General features: G+C 44.0%; 19 protein-coding genes. 12 read left to right on the top strand and 7 right to left on the bottom strand.

Annotation, left to right across the window (positions count from 1 at the left end; translation table 11 throughout):
* Nucleotides 1–342 precede the first annotated feature (342 nt).
* From FC15_RS02465 to FC15_RS02410, 12 genes are all read left to right on the top strand, one after another.
* Nucleotides 343–999 (top strand): nitroreductase family protein, encoded by a 657-nt coding sequence (locus FC15_RS02465; protein ID WP_057823650.1) that lies wholly within the window; start codon nucleotides 343–345, stop codon nucleotides 997–999.
* Between the two features lie 131 nt (nucleotides 1,000–1,130).
* Nucleotides 1,131–1,766 (top strand): histidine phosphatase family protein, encoded by a 636-nt coding sequence (locus FC15_RS02460; protein ID WP_057823649.1) that lies wholly within the window; start codon nucleotides 1,131–1,133, stop codon nucleotides 1,764–1,766.
* 71 nt (nucleotides 1,767–1,837) lie between these two features.
* Nucleotides 1,838–2,485 carry a YczE/YyaS/YitT family protein gene (locus FC15_RS02455; RefSeq protein ID WP_057823648.1) on the top strand — a complete coding sequence of 216 codons (648 nt, stop codon included), beginning with the start codon at nucleotides 1,838–1,840 and terminating at the stop codon, nucleotides 2,483–2,485.
* 102 nt (nucleotides 2,486–2,587) lie between these two features.
* Nucleotides 2,588–2,908, top strand: coding sequence for a DUF898 family protein (locus FC15_RS02450; protein ID WP_057823647.1), 321 nt, complete (start codon nucleotides 2,588–2,590; stop codon nucleotides 2,906–2,908).
* Between the two features lie 11 nt (nucleotides 2,909–2,919).
* Entirely contained in the window at nucleotides 2,920–4,005 is a 1,086-nt protein-coding gene (locus tag FC15_RS02445; RefSeq protein ID WP_057823646.1) for a YdcF family protein, read from the top strand.
* A gap of 153 nt (nucleotides 4,006–4,158) precedes the next feature.
* Nucleotides 4,159–4,560 (top strand): helix-turn-helix domain-containing protein, encoded by a 402-nt coding sequence (locus tag FC15_RS02440; protein WP_057823644.1) that lies wholly within the window; start codon nucleotides 4,159–4,161, stop codon nucleotides 4,558–4,560.
* Between the two features lie 15 nt (nucleotides 4,561–4,575).
* A complete protein-coding gene (locus FC15_RS02435; protein ID WP_057823643.1) occupies nucleotides 4,576–5,178 on the top strand; it encodes an ATP-binding cassette domain-containing protein in 603 nt (200 codons plus the stop codon).
* Nucleotides 5,175–5,651, top strand: a complete 477-nt coding sequence (locus tag FC15_RS02430) for a hypothetical protein (RefSeq protein WP_057823642.1) — start codon at nucleotides 5,175–5,177, stop codon at nucleotides 5,649–5,651. The genes FC15_RS02435 and FC15_RS02430 overlap by 4 nt, the downstream gene beginning before the upstream one ends.
* 95 nt (nucleotides 5,652–5,746) lie before the next feature.
* Nucleotides 5,747–6,019, top strand: coding sequence for a hypothetical protein (locus tag FC15_RS02425; RefSeq protein ID WP_057823641.1), 273 nt, complete (start codon nucleotides 5,747–5,749; stop codon nucleotides 6,017–6,019).
* Nucleotides 6,020–6,465: 446 nt separating this feature from the next.
* Nucleotides 6,466–7,293, top strand: a complete 828-nt coding sequence (locus FC15_RS02420) for a MetQ/NlpA family ABC transporter substrate-binding protein (protein ID WP_057823640.1) — start codon at nucleotides 6,466–6,468, stop codon at nucleotides 7,291–7,293.
* A gap of 63 nt (nucleotides 7,294–7,356) precedes the next feature.
* The gene (locus FC15_RS02415; RefSeq protein ID WP_186803285.1) at nucleotides 7,357–8,436 is read left to right on the top strand and encodes a methionine ABC transporter ATP-binding protein; all 1,080 of its coding nucleotides are present in this window, start codon (nucleotides 7,357–7,359) and stop codon (nucleotides 8,434–8,436) included.
* Nucleotides 8,429–9,121: a methionine ABC transporter permease gene (locus tag FC15_RS02410; protein ID WP_057823637.1), complete on the top strand. Its 693-nt coding sequence runs from the start codon at nucleotides 8,429–8,431 to the stop codon at nucleotides 9,119–9,121. Before FC15_RS02415 ends, FC15_RS02410 begins: the two co-directional genes overlap by 8 nt.
* Nucleotides 9,122–9,197: 76 nt before the next feature.
* Here FC15_RS02410 and FC15_RS02405 read toward each other — a convergent pair whose 3' ends face one another.
* The 7 genes from FC15_RS02405 to dltA form a co-directional block, all read right to left on the bottom strand.
* Entirely contained in the window at nucleotides 9,198–9,539 is a 342-nt protein-coding gene (locus FC15_RS02405) for an iron chaperone (RefSeq protein ID WP_057823635.1), read from the bottom strand.
* 23 nt (nucleotides 9,540–9,562) lie between these two features.
* Nucleotides 9,563–10,213, bottom strand: a complete 651-nt coding sequence (locus tag FC15_RS02400) for an endonuclease III domain-containing protein (RefSeq protein ID WP_057823633.1) — start codon at nucleotides 10,211–10,213, stop codon at nucleotides 9,563–9,565.
* A gap of 296 nt (nucleotides 10,214–10,509) precedes the next feature.
* Complete coding sequence (locus tag FC15_RS02395; protein ID WP_057823631.1) at nucleotides 10,510–11,730, bottom strand: serine hydrolase domain-containing protein; 1,221 nt, start codon at nucleotides 11,728–11,730, stop codon at nucleotides 10,510–10,512.
* On the bottom strand, nucleotides 11,720–13,000 hold the full coding sequence (gene dltD / locus FC15_RS02390) for a D-alanyl-lipoteichoic acid biosynthesis protein DltD (RefSeq protein ID WP_057823630.1): 1,281 nt from the start codon (nucleotides 12,998–13,000) through the stop codon (nucleotides 11,720–11,722). The genes FC15_RS02395 and dltD overlap by 11 nt, the downstream gene beginning before the upstream one ends.
* The gene (gene dltC / locus FC15_RS02385) at nucleotides 12,997–13,230 is read right to left on the bottom strand and encodes a D-alanine--poly(phosphoribitol) ligase subunit DltC (RefSeq protein WP_057823627.1); all 234 of its coding nucleotides are present in this window, start codon (nucleotides 13,228–13,230) and stop codon (nucleotides 12,997–12,999) included. Before dltC ends, dltD begins: the two co-directional genes overlap by 4 nt.
* A gap of 54 nt (nucleotides 13,231–13,284) precedes the next feature.
* Nucleotides 13,285–14,496, bottom strand: coding sequence for a D-alanyl-lipoteichoic acid biosynthesis protein DltB (dltB, locus tag FC15_RS02380; protein ID WP_057823626.1), 1,212 nt, complete (start codon nucleotides 14,494–14,496; stop codon nucleotides 13,285–13,287).
* On the bottom strand, nucleotides 14,496–16,022 hold the full coding sequence (gene dltA, locus FC15_RS02375) for a D-alanine--poly(phosphoribitol) ligase subunit DltA (RefSeq protein WP_057823624.1): 1,527 nt from the start codon (nucleotides 16,020–16,022) through the stop codon (nucleotides 14,496–14,498). The genes dltB and dltA overlap by 1 nt, the downstream gene beginning before the upstream one ends.
* Between the last annotated feature and the right edge of the window lie 14 nt (nucleotides 16,023–16,036).

Genomic DNA, 16,036 nt, shown 5'->3' with positions numbered 1-16,036 from the left:
TGGTTTAGACGCTTATAATCATACGGGGAAGGTCTTCCCTTTTTCAATACTCATTTGCACAAAATATTTTACACTCTCGATTAATTCAGTCTGTCCAAAACATCATAACTATTGATTTAATCAGTCGCTGAAACACATTCTTCCCGTAAACACGTCTCGTTAACATTGAGGTGTGTTTTTTGTTTTCCTAACTTCTTAATGCGTTGTTTTTGATTCGTTACCGTAGCCATTACGGATGCCAAAATAAAGTCTAACTAGAAGGAATGGCTATCAAAACTCGAAACAATACGTTATAATGTGGTTGTAGAAACCGATTACATTAATTGAAAGGAAGTTCTGGTCATGGTCACAAAGCCAATTAAGAAGGAATTTGTTCGCGATCGTTTTTCGGAGGTTCTGTTGGGTCGTCAATCTGTTCGTCGATTTGACTCGAGCGTTAAGATTCCCCGCGAGGAGTTGCAAGAGATGATCAGTGAGGCCACGAGTGCGCCATCTGCTTGTAATTTGCAGTCATGGCATTTTGTCGTGGTTGAGACACCTGAGGGTAAAGAAAAAGCCAAGTCAGTTTTGATGCCGTTTAATCATCCTCAACTGGAAACCTGTTCGGCGATGGTTTTTGTTTTAGGCGATACGCGTTCTTACCTGTCTTATCGAGATGTTTGGAATAAGGCGGCAGAGGAAGGTCGGATTACACCTGAGAAACGCGATGAGGTCTTCAAGACATTCTTGCCATTATACGAGCACGCCACGAAGGATTTCTTGGTCATGGATGCGACGATCGATAGCAGTATGGTTGCGATGCAATTAATGCTAATTGCACGTGCACATGGTTATGAGACCAATCCAATCGCAGGCTACGCTGCAGATAAAGTGGCGGCGACATTCGGTTTAGATCCAGAACGATATGTACCTGTTGTTGCGGTGGCAATCGGGAAGGGTACTGAGAAACCCATCGATTCGCAGCGCTATAACGCTGAAGAACTGACTCAGTTTATTTAGCCGATCAACACTCACCATTAAAGTGAATAAATGATAGCAGGCCACGAGATAACATCGTGGCTTTTTTTAGTCAGTAATGAGGCTGCTTTTCATGCTAAACTAGGATTATTAAGATAAGGGTGGCATGACTAGTGACAGATTTATATTTCGTACGACATGGTGAGACTGAAAATAATTTGAAGCAATTGATGAACGGTGGTAGTGTTGATAGTCCACTCACTGATAAGGGACGGCAAGGTGCGATCGAAGCGGGGCGCTTTTTGACGAACGTCTCGTTCACCCACGCCTATGTTTCTCCTCAAGCGCGTGCGCAAACGACGGCAGCACTTATACTCGCTCAGCAATCACATCCGCAGCCCAACTTGACCACAATTGAAGCATTGCGCGAGTTTGATATGGGAAGCTGGGATGGGTTGCCATTTACGCAATTGCCGCAGCATCAGAACTATCAGAATTATCTTCACCGCCCAGATTTGTTCGACCCAACCGAAACGGGTGGCGAAAGTTATCAAGCATTAGCAACACGGGGACTTGCGGCGATTCAAGACATTGTTGCAGCTAATCCCGCAGGTCGTGTGCTAATCGTGAGTCATGGTGTATTCTTGCGAGTGGTGCTGAATCGTTTATTGGGTGTCCCGCTAGCAGAGGTGAGATCTGGTCGACCAATCGATAATTGCGCGGTGACGGCATTGAGAGCCGATAACGGCCATTTTGAATCAATTTATTGGAATAGAACAGATTTTTTAACGGTCAATAAGCAGTTTTAACTAGCAAATTAAGGCGCTTTCAACTACACTGAGAATAACTTGAGTTAAAAATAAATCGATGAGGTTTTTATATGGCAAATTTGAACCTAAAGATTCAGCGACAGACGGTTTTGCGGGCGTTGATGTCTTCAATTGGTGTGATTATTCAGTCGTTGGGTGGCGCTATTCTGCTAGAATCTCACTTGGGAATGGATCCCTATTCCTCAATGAATCTTGGCATTTCTAAGCTCATTGGTTGGGAGTTGGGCACGTTTCAGCTTGTTTTGAATTTCGTGATCCTCGTCATCGTCTTCTTTGTCCAAAAAAGATTGATTGGTGTCGGCACTATTTTTAATATGGTTCTGGTTGGTTATGGCATCCAATTCTTCAGTGAAGTTTATCAACGGATGCTACCTGATCCACGGACAATGATTTGTCAAGTCGTTGTTGCAATCATTGGGTTGTTGATCTTTACGTTTGGATTATCGATGTATATCGTTGCGGATGTTGGTGTCTCGCCGTTCGATGCGATTACGCCGATGCTGCTGGAATTATTTCATAGTCATCGTTATCGCTTCATCCGAATCATCCAAGATACAACAACGATGTTAATTGCGTGGCTGGTTGGTGGCCCCTTCGGCTTGGTAACGCTGATTGTTGCGTTTGGCACGGGACCATTTATTATCTTTTGGCGTGAACGAGTGCATTCACATTTGTTGGCGTTGATCACTAACCGCTGATCGGGTTGCCTGTCACAAGTGGTTACCCGTCGAAAGTCCCTACTAAACCCCAATGGTCTATGCAAAAATCAGAACAGAAGATTAACTTTGGGGGATATCGATATGGAAACACGGAATGGGAACCGCTCCTTTTTTGATGGTGGCTTATTAGAACTGATTGGTTGGACAATTCTTGGCTGGTTAGTGACTGTGGCCACAGTGGGAATCTGTTATCCTTGGGCACTAACGATGTTGTATGGTTGGAAAATTAATCATACGGTAATCGACGGTCATCGGATGCATTTCTCTGGATCTGCCGTTGGCTTGTTTGGTCAGTGGATCAAATGGTTATTGCTATCACTGATCACCTTGGGAATTTATAGTTTTTGGGTGCGCATCAAGTTGGAAGACTGGAAGGCGCGCCATACGAACTTAATAGACTAGGGGGTGAATTCATGAGTGGTGTTGCTGGCGATTTAAGGAGCTATGTCTTGGTGATCGGTGCGATCACGTTGATTTTTGCAGCGGTGTTTCTAATTAGTTGGTTAAAAGAACCGCGTCGATTAGTGAATGGCGTCATATTTACGATTTTCTTCGGGTTCTTTCTGATTGAGTTAGCCGTGTTGATTTTTGATACGGGTAATACGGTTTTCGTGACGGTGATGGGGATCCTATTTATCATTCTCGTGATTCTAGTGGCGTTGATCACAACCATGGCTTGGGCATTGTTGCTGTGGAATGCGGTCATCGTTTGGAAACGTGAGAGTCACGTTTTGGCCAACATGTTGACGCTGATTCTAGGCATTTTACTGATTGCACTCTGGGTGGTCAATATTTTAACGATGAATTCATTTTTGCCTAGTTGGTTGAACAGTTTATTAGGCACGATTTCGGTGATTGGATTGTATCTCGAATTTTGCGGGATCAACTATTTCATTAATGTGGTGTTGTATCAATTCTATCCGCGTCATTATCGGCAAGATTACCTGATTGTCTTGGGCGCAGGCTTATTAGATGGAACCCGTGTGTCCCGCTTGCTGGGGAATCGGATCGATGCGGCGATGAGATTTGCGGATAAACAACGGCGAAAAGGGCGGGCGATGCCTAAAATCGTCTTTTCAGGCGGGCAAGGGGCTGATGAGAAGATCTCCGAAGCTAAGGCAATGTCAGACTACGCCGTTGAGAAGGGTTGGCCAGCAGAATTGGTGATTCTCGAAGATCAATCGAAAAACACCTTACAAAATATGGCCTTTTCCAAGCAAAAAATTCTTGCGGATTATCAAGGATCTACTCAACCGCGGGTCAAGTTTTTCACGAATAATTACCACACGTTCCGCGCAGGATTGTACGCCAAACAGGCCAATCTTGAGGCAAACGGTGTCGGCGCGCCCACTCGGCTTTATTTCCTACCGAATGCGTTGATCAGAGAATTTGTCGCCGTCTTTCTGATGAATAAGAAACGTCATGCGATTATTATCGCGGGTATCTTGGCCATCGGGTTATTACTCACGGTTGTTTCATTGATTAATAATAGATTTTGACCATTTAACGAATTTAGATCGATTGCTCTCAAGTTGAGGGCAATCGATTTTTTGATGTGTAAATGATTATTTCAATGGTGACATCTACGCCCGGTCAATTATGTGCGATAATCAACTTAAAATAATGTCATATATGAAAGCCGGTAAATTAAAATGACGGTTGGTGAAGCTTTGCGGTTGCTGCGAACCCAAAAAAGAATGACCTTAGCCAGAGCGGCAAATAATGCACTTTCGACGACATTCCTTTCTAAAGTTGAGCGTGACCAAAATGAAATCACCTTTGAAAAGTTGCTGGCAATTTTGGCCAACCTCAATGTTGACTTCAATGAATTTATGTATGTTCTCCACGATTATGAACGGGATGAGCAGTCTGATTTCATTCAGCGTTATTCCCACGCACTCGCGTCTAAGAACAGCATTCTGATGCATCAATTAGCCGTTGATGAAGAGAAATTGGCGAGTGATCCGTATGGGAATCAACTGATTCATCATCGACATAATCAACTGAATGGTTTTGTTCAAGGCGTCATTTCGAATAATTATCCTCATCGTTAGGGAGATGGACGATTCATGAGATTAGAGATTGATGATTTAACCAAGAAGATTAAAGATCAGCAAGTTTTAGATCGACTGAACCTTAAGGTAGACGCCGCTGAACTTCTACATATCGTGGGTGCGAACGGCTCAGGTAAGTCGACTTTATTCAAGTTAGTCGTTAATATCATGGCGCCTGACAGTGGTCGTATTATTGTTGACGCTGAGACGCATATTGGTGGGCTGATAGAGAACCCCAGTTTTATGGAAGACGAGACAGCAAAGCAGAATATGAAGTTTCTGGCGACAATCAATCGTCATTACGATGAAACTAAGATTCGAGCGTTATTTGAACGATTTGGATTGGATTATGATAACAAGAAGCGAATACGTGGTTATTCGTTAGGTATGCGCCAGAAGGTTGGAATAATTCAAGCGATTATGGAGAACCAAAATTTAATTCTGCTGGACGAGCCCACCCGTGGACTGGATCAAAAGGCGCTTGAGACCTTCAAAACGCTAATTCATGAGTTGGTTGGTGAGAAGAAGACAATCATTATTGCATCGCATGATAATTTATCAGACTTATCATTCGATCGCATTCTAAGACTTGATAAAGGGAAACTAGCGCCGCTATGAAGAGACGTGCAGCGTTTCTCGTTATCTCCGCCTGCTTACAGTTGATGCTGACACTCACATTTCATGCGAATCCTGAGTCGCTTAACCTGATTAATTATGGGCTATCGTTCAGAGCGCTACCGATCATTATTTTGAGCTCAGTATTGGTGACTTGCTTCGATGTGAATGCGATTTTGATTCCTGTGTCTGATATTTTCCAAATCTCAGAGATGATCAAGACTCGCACATCAACGTTCAAATACTTCGTCATTGGCTACCGGCACACACTGCCCCTGCTATTGAGTTATTTGATGTTTGAAATGATCAGCCTGTTTAGCTTACACGTTAGTGTTGATTTGTTCGGGTTAGCTGGACTCGTCGGGTTAAACTTCATAGGCGTTTTGATGGCATTGAAACTCGGCAAGCAACGGTATTTATTCATGATTTTATTCGGATTAATGATAGCAGGAAAACTAGCATTGACGGTTGCCTGAGCAGCCATGAATGTGGCGTAACGACGTTATAACGCTTAGTGCCATCTCTGGAACCAATAAATAATTCTTTTTAATAAATAGGAAGTTAAGATGTTATGATCAAGTTTCTAAAAATTTCACTATTATTAGTTGCCGGTGCCCTGATTGGCATTGGTGGGACACTCTTTGCGACAAAGCGTGCCCAAACGACACATGTCCCATATAACGAAGTCGTTGTGCAGCCAACTCGGAAGAAGACAATCAAGTATTCGATGAGTAAGTATTCATCTGTGACTTATAAGAATCCGAATCAGGATCTCTGCGTAATTGCCTATATGAAATTTGACGGCTTCTATGCTTACGGGCTGTATAAACTAGAGAAGCAATAGATGCGCTTCGACCATCGATTGAAATCTTTTACAATTTTTCTTTCATAAAAAGTCTTGACAGCCATTTAACTCTCATGTACAGTAGACACATCATAAAAATTCATTCCACAAACAAATTGAACGAGTAAGTAAATTGATTAAGACTGTACAGAAAACTTACATTAGTTGAGAGTAAGGTAGTTACGATCAATTGAAAATGGCTCGATGATTGGCATCGCTAAACGAACTGCAAGGCGATGATGAATTGGCACTCATTATCGTGCACGCGTATCGGAATATCCGGATATTTCTGTACGTTGCTGAGGAGTTAGTTGTAAGACTAGCTTAAATTAGAATGGTAATCACGATGAGTTCGTTTCTAGAAATAGAAGCGGACTCTTTTTGTTTGTCGATGAATTTTTATCAATAAAAGTTATCATGGGAACGAGATTATTGGAGGAATTACAATGAAAAAAGGTTTGAAAAAAGTTATCACTGGTGCAACAGTTTTAGTGGCAGGTTTATTAATTGCAGGTTGCGGCAAGCAATCAGCATCATCCAAAGAAACAACCGTTAAAATCGCTGTGATGAGTTCAGACGAACCCATCTGGAAACCCATCGTTAAAAAATTGAAGAAACAAGATATTAACTTGAAGTTAGTTGAATTTTCCGATTACAATACGCCTAACAAAGCCCTCACAGAGCATCAAGTTGACTTGAACTCTTTCCAACACTATAACTTCTTAGACAGTTGGAATGATGCTCACAAGACCAATATTGTGTCGATTGGCGAAACTTATATTGCGCCATTGAACCTCTACTCAAGCAAGTTGAAGAGTCTTAAAGGAATCAAGAGTGGCGACAAGATTGCAATTCCTAATGATGCGACAAACGAGGGTCGTGCATTAAATGTCCTTGAAGAAGCCGGATTGATTACGCTCAAGAAGGGTGTTAAGTTACCAACGGTTAAGGATATTGCGAAGAATCCTAAGAAGTTATCGATCACAGAGCTCGAAGCTGCTCAGACGGCCCGTGCATTACCTAACGTTGCTGCCGCAGTTGTCACTAATGACATCGCTGCCGATGCAGACTTGACAGTTAAAGACGCTATTTTCCGTGAAACCGTCAATGCACGTTCGAAGCAATGGATCAACATCATCGCTGCTAACAAGAAAGATAAGAACAACAAGGCTTACAAGAAAGTTGTAAAAGCTTATCGGACAGCTGTAACTGCGAAGAATATTGCTAAAGTTTACAAAGGTACCGCAGAACCAATCTGGACGTTAGAAAAATAATTCCGGAAGTTTTAAGATTGAGATTGCATGAAGGCTATTGGCGAAGGTAAGGAGATTGATTTCTTGGCATACGAACCCATTATTGAGTTAAAGCATATTAACGTCACATTTAAAGAAACCGATCGTGAAGTACATGCGGTTGACAATGTTAGTTTGTCGGTCGACAAGGGCGATATCTTCGGGATCGTTGGTTATTCTGGTGCGGGCAAGTCAACGTTGGTGCGCGTCATCAACCTGTTACAACGTCCGACGACACCCGAGGCAGTGGTCAAGGTGAACGGAAATGAATTGCTCACCTTGTCAGCACGTGAGTTGCGGGAGAAGCGTCGTAACATCGGCATGATTTTCCAGCACTTCAACTTAATGAACTCACTGACGATTGCTGATAACGTGAACTTTGCATTGAGAAAATCCGGATTGAGTAAGGTGGAGCGCACAAAACGGGTTGCGGAGTTACTCGAATTAGTTGGATTATCCGATAAACAGCACGATTATCCGACCCAATTGTCTGGTGGCCAGAAGCAACGTGTGGGTATCGCTCGTGCGTTGGCTAATCGTCCCGACATTTTGATTTCTGATGAGGCAACCAGCGCATTGGACCCCAAGACGACCGAATCAATTCTCGATTTACTTGCCGATCTTAATCGCAAGTTGAATTTAACGATTGTGCTGATCACTCACGAAATGGATGCGGTCAAGCATATCTGTAATCGTGTCGCTGTGATGGACAACGGTGCTTTGGTTGAAGAGGGCGAGCTTTTGCAAGTCTTCAGTCAACCGCGCGCCGAATTGACCAAAGATTTCATCGACACCACGACTCATATTGAATCATCATTAGCCGTTGTTGAGAAACAAGAAATTGTTCAGAATTTGAAAGCTGGCGAGGTGCTGGTTAAATTGGGTTACGTGGGTGAGACCACCGATCAGCCACTGATCACATCGCTATACGATCAATTCCAAGTCAGCGCCAATATTTTGTTTGGAAGCTTGGAGATTCTGCAAGGAACACCTGTGGGCAACTTATTAGTGGTTCTCTCAGGTGAGCCGAAGAAGACGCAGCAGGCACTGGTTTTCATGCAAGATCATGAGGTTGCCGTGACCGTCTTGAAGTCTGGAGATAAGGAAGTGAAACCAAATGACTGATTTTTTAAATCGAATCATGCCAAACGTCTTAGCTAATTGGACGGGCGAAAATGGAATGGTGCAGGGCATTTGGCAGACACTGTACATGACTTTCTGGACCACATTAATTGGCGGTTTCATTGGTCTGGTTCTCGGAATTGCCCTAGTTATTTACGATGAACAAGGCATTCTCAGCAATCGATGGGTTTATAGTATTCTCGATAAAGTCGTTAATATCTTTCGTTCGATACCGTTTATTATTCTTTTATCCGTTGTTTTTCCAATCACGCAATTGTTGGTGGGAACGACGATTGGGCCAAAGGGCGCGTTGGTGCCGCTGATTATTGGGACAGCACCTTTCTACGCTCGCCAAGTGCAAAACACGCTAGTTCAAATTGATCCTGGGGTAATCGAGTCTGCGGAGGCTTTGGGCTATGGTCCTTGGACAATTATCACCCAAGTTTACCTGCGTGAAGGCTTACCCGATTTGATTCGTGCCTCCGTTTTAACGATTATTTCGATTATTGGATTAACCGCAATGGCGGGTGCAGTTGGTGGGGGTGGCTTAGGCTACATCGCTGTCAGCAAGGGTTATCAGCGTTATCAGAACGACATCACGATTGTTGCGACACTCCTGATCCTAGTGATCGTCTTCGTCATTCAAGGCCTAGGAGATCTCTGGGCAAGAAAAATCGATCATCGTTAATAATTAGACATCAAACATCAGAAAAGTCGCTACAGAGAGTCAGATGACTCAGGTAGCGACTTTTTGCATGGTGCATTTATTTGATTTGATAACGAGCTTTTTGGAATTGGACAATTTTAGTGATCAGTTCTTTAGGAAGCGGCTGATCATAGGGGAACTGAATGGCGCCTTTACTGGTGTGATAAGCCTGTAGTTCGTCTTCAAATGCCACGATGGGTTGTGGTGTGGGGTAGAATCCAAGGTGATGCTGAGCTGCGGCGAAGTAAACCAAGGTGTAACGATCCCAGAAGCTCGGCATTTGGTAAGAGAGGCGTTCCTTGGCATTGGGCAGTAGCTCCCTGAGTAAGTCATAGAGTGCTGTCGCTTGTGTTCGATGTTCTGTGGGTACAGTAGCTAAGTAATCGGTGATAACCGTCATCGCGTCTTCCCCTTTCGAAATCACTAGAGTTTAAGCTGATAAGGTGCCAGAAAACTGTCTTGCCAGGCAGATTCAGTTTTAAATTGTTGACCTGTCAACACAACACAAGCATGTAATTCCTGGAAGCTGCGCAAGGTGAGACTCGATAATTGTGGCATGATCAAACGTTGGGCAACGTCATATTTTGGCGGTAGGTTGATGCCTAAGTGTTGGCAAAGTCGTCGTGAGTATACATCCACGATGAACGTTTCCTTACTAAGCACATAGAGGAGCAAGGTATCCGCCGTTTCATGACCAATACCAGGTAGTGCCAACAATTCACGGCGAAGCACTGTTGCTGGTTTCAAGCGTAAACGGGAAAGTTGATCCTCATACGATGCGAAATACGTACAAAGATTTTGAATCGTCTGCGCCTTCCGAACGTAGAAACCTGCACTGTGGATAATCTGCTGAAGCTCATCATTTGACAATTGACGAATTTTTGAAGGCAAAAACTCGGTGGCATCTTTCAACGTAGCAAGTGCATAGTCGACATTTTTCCAATTCGTGTTCTGAATCAGAACAGCGCCCCAAACGATTTCCCAATCCGTTCGAGCTGGCCACCACCCCGTGCTATCCAGGTGATCATATAATAAATTATAAAGTTGTACAAAGTTGAGTTGTGTTTTGGTCATAATTTTATTTTAACCGCTTTCGGAATGGATAGCCAACGAAAGGGTAGATTGAGCGTCATAAATAGGGTGTGATAACGATTGGCTTCTGCGGTTAACACAATTAAGGCTCGAATCTCAAATGCGAGATTCGGGCCTTAATCATGTTAATCCTCAAACTCAACCCGTGGACTTCCACACTCTAAACGTGTTCGTCTCAGCAGTCATTTCCGCTTAACCACAAGTTCCAAACGATTCGTTGCACGAATCATTCGGAAATTATCGTTAATGCTCAATGGCTAAACGCTGAGACTCACACTCTAAAACAATAGTCCGTCTATTGTGTTTGATAGTTTGTCTAGGTTTAGGAAGTTGGCTGGGTGGTTGGTTAGTAGTACCATCGCGTTTTTTCCGTCTGGGCTGATGTGGACTCTGCTTTGAAATCCTGATCCTGCGCCATTGACGCCTTTGTATGTGGCATAGTTATAATAGCCGCCGCCGTAATGGCTTTGGCTGCCGTCTACGAATAGTTCGTTGCGTGCCGCCGTAGTCATTAGGGTGCCATCTAGCATGCCGCTTTCGACGTGGTAGAGATCTGCCGCTGTCATGTAGACTTGGCCGGTGCCCAATTCTGAATGTTTCTGCGCCGTAACAACACCCAATGGCTGCGCATAGGCAGTTTGTGGGGAGGCCTTAGTGGTGAAATTATAACCCGTTGCGTGTAGATAGTTAGTGGGTAATTCGTAGGAGAAATGGGTCTGTTTTAACTTTAGTTTGTCAATAATCTGTGTTTTAAACAGCTCAGCATAGGACTTCCCGGAAACTTTTTCAGTGATGCCCGCTAACAAAATATAGTTAATCGGTTGATAGCTCCATTCATTATATTGCTTAACGATGAAGCGCGTTTTGGCAATGGCGTTCTGGATGACCTCTTGATCGGATTGCACCCGTTGATCATTGTAACCGCGTGGCGTCGATAAGCCAGAAGTCATGTTCAACATCTGACGTAAGGTAATCTGATCGCTGTGCGGCACATTAGGATAGAATTGGCTGAGGCGATCGGAGAGATTGACTTTACCAAGTGCCACTTGATTCATCAGCAAAGTGCCAGTCATGCCCTTTTGCAATGAATTAATTTCATAACCGGTAGCCGCTGTATTCAATTGATTGCTCTGACGATTGGCGTAGCCAGACTGCCAGCTGGCAACTAAGTGATGATCATAATAGATCTGCGCGACGCCGACATAGTTTGCCCGGACCGCTAGTTCAGCCAATCGAGTTTGAAAATAGGTTGCAAGCTTTGGCACGTGTGTTGCCATCCGTAAGTTGGTCAACTTTTTCTGATAAGCCAACGCGGTGCGAACAGCCGACTTGTTGCTTGCCAGTTCGGCTTGATGCTTACCATGATGATAACCGACTAATCCTGCAACTGTACCGGTGAATACAATCAAAATTAAAACAACAAGAATACCGCGTAAGACATACCGCCGTTGATGGCGACGCGGTCTTCTGTGGGTCTGTGGAAACTGATTATTCGCCATGTTGACCATCACTTTTCTGTAGTGTTAAAGATTCTTGCCAATTCTTCGTGAAGAAATAAGAATTGAGGTGATAAGTTGGTTGGTCTTGTGGCTCAGTCAAGAATGGCTTGACGGCCTGATCGACTTTTAACCAACCTAGCCAACCTAAGTGGATCGTATCTTGCATCATGTAATTCTGCTGGCTATCGTTGGTGAGGTCTGTGATGTGATCGAAACCTTGCGAACGCAGCTGATATTTAATCTTAGTCGCCGTTTGTTGCAACATTGGCATCGAAAGCCCCGTGTATGTCGCCCAGCGGTGATTGATGGGTGGAATAACGAAGAGGACATTTGCGTGAACTTGTTTGAATTCGGAGAGTAGTAATTCAAGATCGCTATATTCCGGTGATTGTCGATAATCGAAGCTGCGTTGACTATCACGTAAGCCATTGATCCGCGAACCGCGCAATCGTTCACTGTAAAAATGATTATCGATGCCAAAACGGTTGGTTGTGGTGTGCTGCCGCGCTAAACGAATGGCGAGACGGTTGAGACTTGTCGTTGAATCACGCTTGGGCAAGACGCGTTCGCCGGCCTCAATTCGTCTCCAGCGATCCACTAAACGAAATCTTGAGAACAGGGCGTCTTCATTCAATAAAATGTGCCGACGTAAATCTAACAAGAGTCGATCTGAATGAGTCAGCGATTCGCCTCTAGCGGTTTTTTCTAAGCAATTCTCGACAATTAAACTCGACTTACCAGAGGGCATCGCTAGGAGCCGCTTAGCCGCGTAATGAGTGGCCTTTGAGTCTTTAGCTGTCAGTAACCATTGAATCGCTTGTAGTGGCGAATAATAGTAACTGAAGGCAGCTGGTGCTTGTCCTTGCTTAGTGAACCATTGTGGTGAGATGATGAAGATGATTTTTTTGTCCTTCAATTCTGAATGGACGCCTTGCAACGTGAAGTAATGGTTCAATGATTGGCTACCAGCACTCCCTAGTAAGAAGGGCTGGTAACTCCGATGATACTTGGCAGCTAGAACTGAGGGATGCATGGGATCCATCCGCAACAATTCTGATGAGCCTAAAAAGGGAACATAGTTTTCTGCGAAGGCTTGTTTCTTGAACAGTTGTCCATGATAGATGTTGGTCGAGAGGGACACTGAACCGCGTCTAAGGGCGTCTTGACTGACTCGTTGATGGTTCAGTGGCAACAATAAGACGATCCAAACACTGATCACTGCAATTACAACCGGTCCAAAGATCAGCCATAATTTTTTACCGAATTTCATTTAAGCGAACCCACTTTAGCGATAATTTTATTAGGCGTTTCCCATTCAGAACGTTCGAATTCAGAAACAGGAACCTCGACGCCAATTTCGGTTTCGATTTCCAACAATAATTGCACGGTTGCCATTGAATCCAATAAGCCTGTATCGAAGAGGTTTGTATCCCCCTTATCTGTAAGATCTTCACCAGTTAAGTCGTTTAAGATTGAATAAATTTTTTCTGTATCGTTCATAATTATGAGTCATCCTTTCAAAATGAGGTCGAATCTTTCCAACAGTCGCTGAGGTCAGAACCACAGTTGATTGAGGAAGCCTGAGAAAATTAAGAAGCTGAAGCAAACAATATTAAACGTGGCAAAAATTGCCAAGCCTTCAGTCCATTTGTTGTGAGGAATTTGATCGGCATGCTTCTTCTTGTAGCGGAGCCAGTAATCGTTCAGGATAATCGCGGCGGCATGGAATAAACCGTAGACGATGTAATACCAAGTGATCCCGTGCCAAAATCCCATCACGAGGAAGTTAACAAGGTAGGCCAACTGAGACATGCGGACGCGATTTTTGACCCAATGATGTTTCATGACCCAGAAGGTGAACCGCATGAAGATGAAGTCGCGGAACCAGAAGGATAAGGTCATGTGCCAACGATTCCAAAATTCCTTGATGTTGTGCGCGAGGAAAGGCTTGTTGAAGTTCATTGGTGTTTTGATCCCCATGAAATAACTGATCGAAACGGCGAACAAGCTATAACCCGCGAAGTCGAAGAAAAGATACATGCTGTAAACATACATATAGGCTAATAAATACCAGGAAATGCCGGTACCGCCTAGTGCATAACGCTGACTGAGTGCTGCTTGTGAGACGTTCGGTAAGAGCAAGGTGCCGAAGATGTAGCCGAGAATATATTTGTAGAGGAAACCCTGAAACAAATAGAAAACGGCTTGATCGACGTCTGCTAAATAAGTTTTACGATCCGGTACGTGGTCGTAGTCTTTAATGAAACGGCGATAACGATCGATTGGGCCAGAGGAGATGGTTGGAAAGAACAAGAGAAATTGAAGATACTGTTGCCAAGAAATTTCTTTGATTGTCCCATCACGCAACTCCATGATGACTTGAACCGTTTTGAAGGTCAGGTAACTGATGCCGAGGAAACCAATATTAAAGCTGTGATCATTCGGAAAGAGTGGCGTGAACTTCACGATTACCAGAGGCAAAATGCTGAGTAAAACGGTGCTGACAAAAATTGAGGTTTGATTTTTGGTACGACGGTATCGCTCGAATCCCATGGTTAGACCGACTTGATAGATCGTATAGATGATCAATGCGACCCCTTGATGCCAGTGATCGCCACCAAAAGTAAGCACAAGAAACGAAAAGGTGAACAACGCCTCGTAAATTTTGAGGCGACGGCCAAAATACAGGCCGATCATAATGGGCAGTAAGGCGGCCAACAAGATCATGAAGTAGTTGGGATTGCTATAAGGCTGTAAGTTGATCACTATGAGTTGACCTCCAGTATCAACGCTTTGATGTCGACCTTGTCATTGGCGGAACGAGGTAAGCTCTCACGGTAAACAAAGCGTTGTGGAATCATGTAAGGCATTAAATTGTCTTGCAATTCTTGCTTGATGGCTTTCGTTAAATCATTTTCGGAAGCAACAGGCGATTCAGTCGGCACGATAAACGCGATCAATTGATTGACACGGTGTTCCTGATTGTAACGCGGCACGACGACACCTTGCTCAATCAGCTGGCTTTGGCGTAGATAGAAGTTGATTTCTTCAAGCTCGATCCGATAACCGTTGAATTTGATTTGGAAGTCCATGCGGCCACGATAGAAGAGTAAGTCGTCATCGGCAAAGAAACCAAGATCACCACTATGGTAAGTGCGCCAAGGTTGACCGTCGTCAAAAGCAGCAGTGGTTTTTTCAGGCAGATTGAGATAACCTTTCGAAACACTGGGACCACTGATCATAATTTCACCGACTGCTTCATCCGCTTGTGGCTTAATGGTGATCGTTGTGTCTGCTTTGACTCGCCCAATTGGCAACCGAGAATATTTTGCTAGGATCGCTGGTGTGATCTCGATGCCAGTGACTGCAACACAAGTTTCGGTCGGGCCATAGGTGTTGAAAATCTTGGCAGCTGGGAATCGTTGACTCAACTTTTCAGCGGTGGGGTGACTTAACTCTTCGCCACAGAATAAGAAATGAGTCAGTGTTGGGTAATGCTCGGCGTCAAAATCCTTGAGTAATAAGCAGATTTCGACTAATGAAGGGGTTGAGATCCAGACGTTGAGTTGTAATTGTGGCAGGTAGTGGAATAATTGCTTGAAATCTTCGGTGACTTCTTTGGGCAAAGCCTTCAAAGTGCCACCGGTGGTTAACGTTGGGTAAAGTCCCATGACGGACAAGTCGAATGAGAAGGGTGCCTGTGCGAGGACGTTTGGGCACTCGGGCCATTGAAAGTCAGAGAGTTGCCAATTCACGAAACTTAATAGATTGTTGTGCGAGATCTGCACGCCTTTAGGTTTACCAGTTGTGCCGGAAGTAAAAATGATATAAAAATTATCATCGCCATTCACGGCGTCGAAGTGTGGTTGCTCATCCGTGATGTTTAATAAATTGATTTCTTCTAAGCTGATGACTTGTGTGTCTGGTAAATCGACGGGCAAGTGGTCAATGGCGATGACCAATGGCGAGTGCGCAGTGTCTTGAATCATGAGCAGCCGTTTCTTGTCGGAATGATCATCAACGGGGATATAAGCATGGCCCGTTTTAACGGCGGCTAGAAAAGCAACCAGCATTTCAAATTCTTGGCCGCCATAGACAATGATGGGTGACTTCGCCGGTAAATTTAACGCGTCTAATTGAAAAGCCAGCGTATTTGCTTGCTGAACAAGTTGACGATAAGTGTAAGTGGTGCCTAAATAATCATAGGCAATTTGATCGGGCTGTGTGGCGCTAATTTGATCAATGGCATCGATCACGTTATTGATCTGAATCTTTTGATTTTTTTGACTCATGATGTTACCCCCTA

Source organism: Lapidilactobacillus concavus DSM 17758, from assembly GCF_001435835.1.
Classification (GTDB): domain Bacteria; phylum Bacillota; class Bacilli; order Lactobacillales; family Lactobacillaceae; genus Lapidilactobacillus; species Lapidilactobacillus concavus.
The sequence above is the reverse complement of the archived record's forward strand: the minus strand, read 5'-3'. Positions and strand labels throughout refer to the sequence as shown.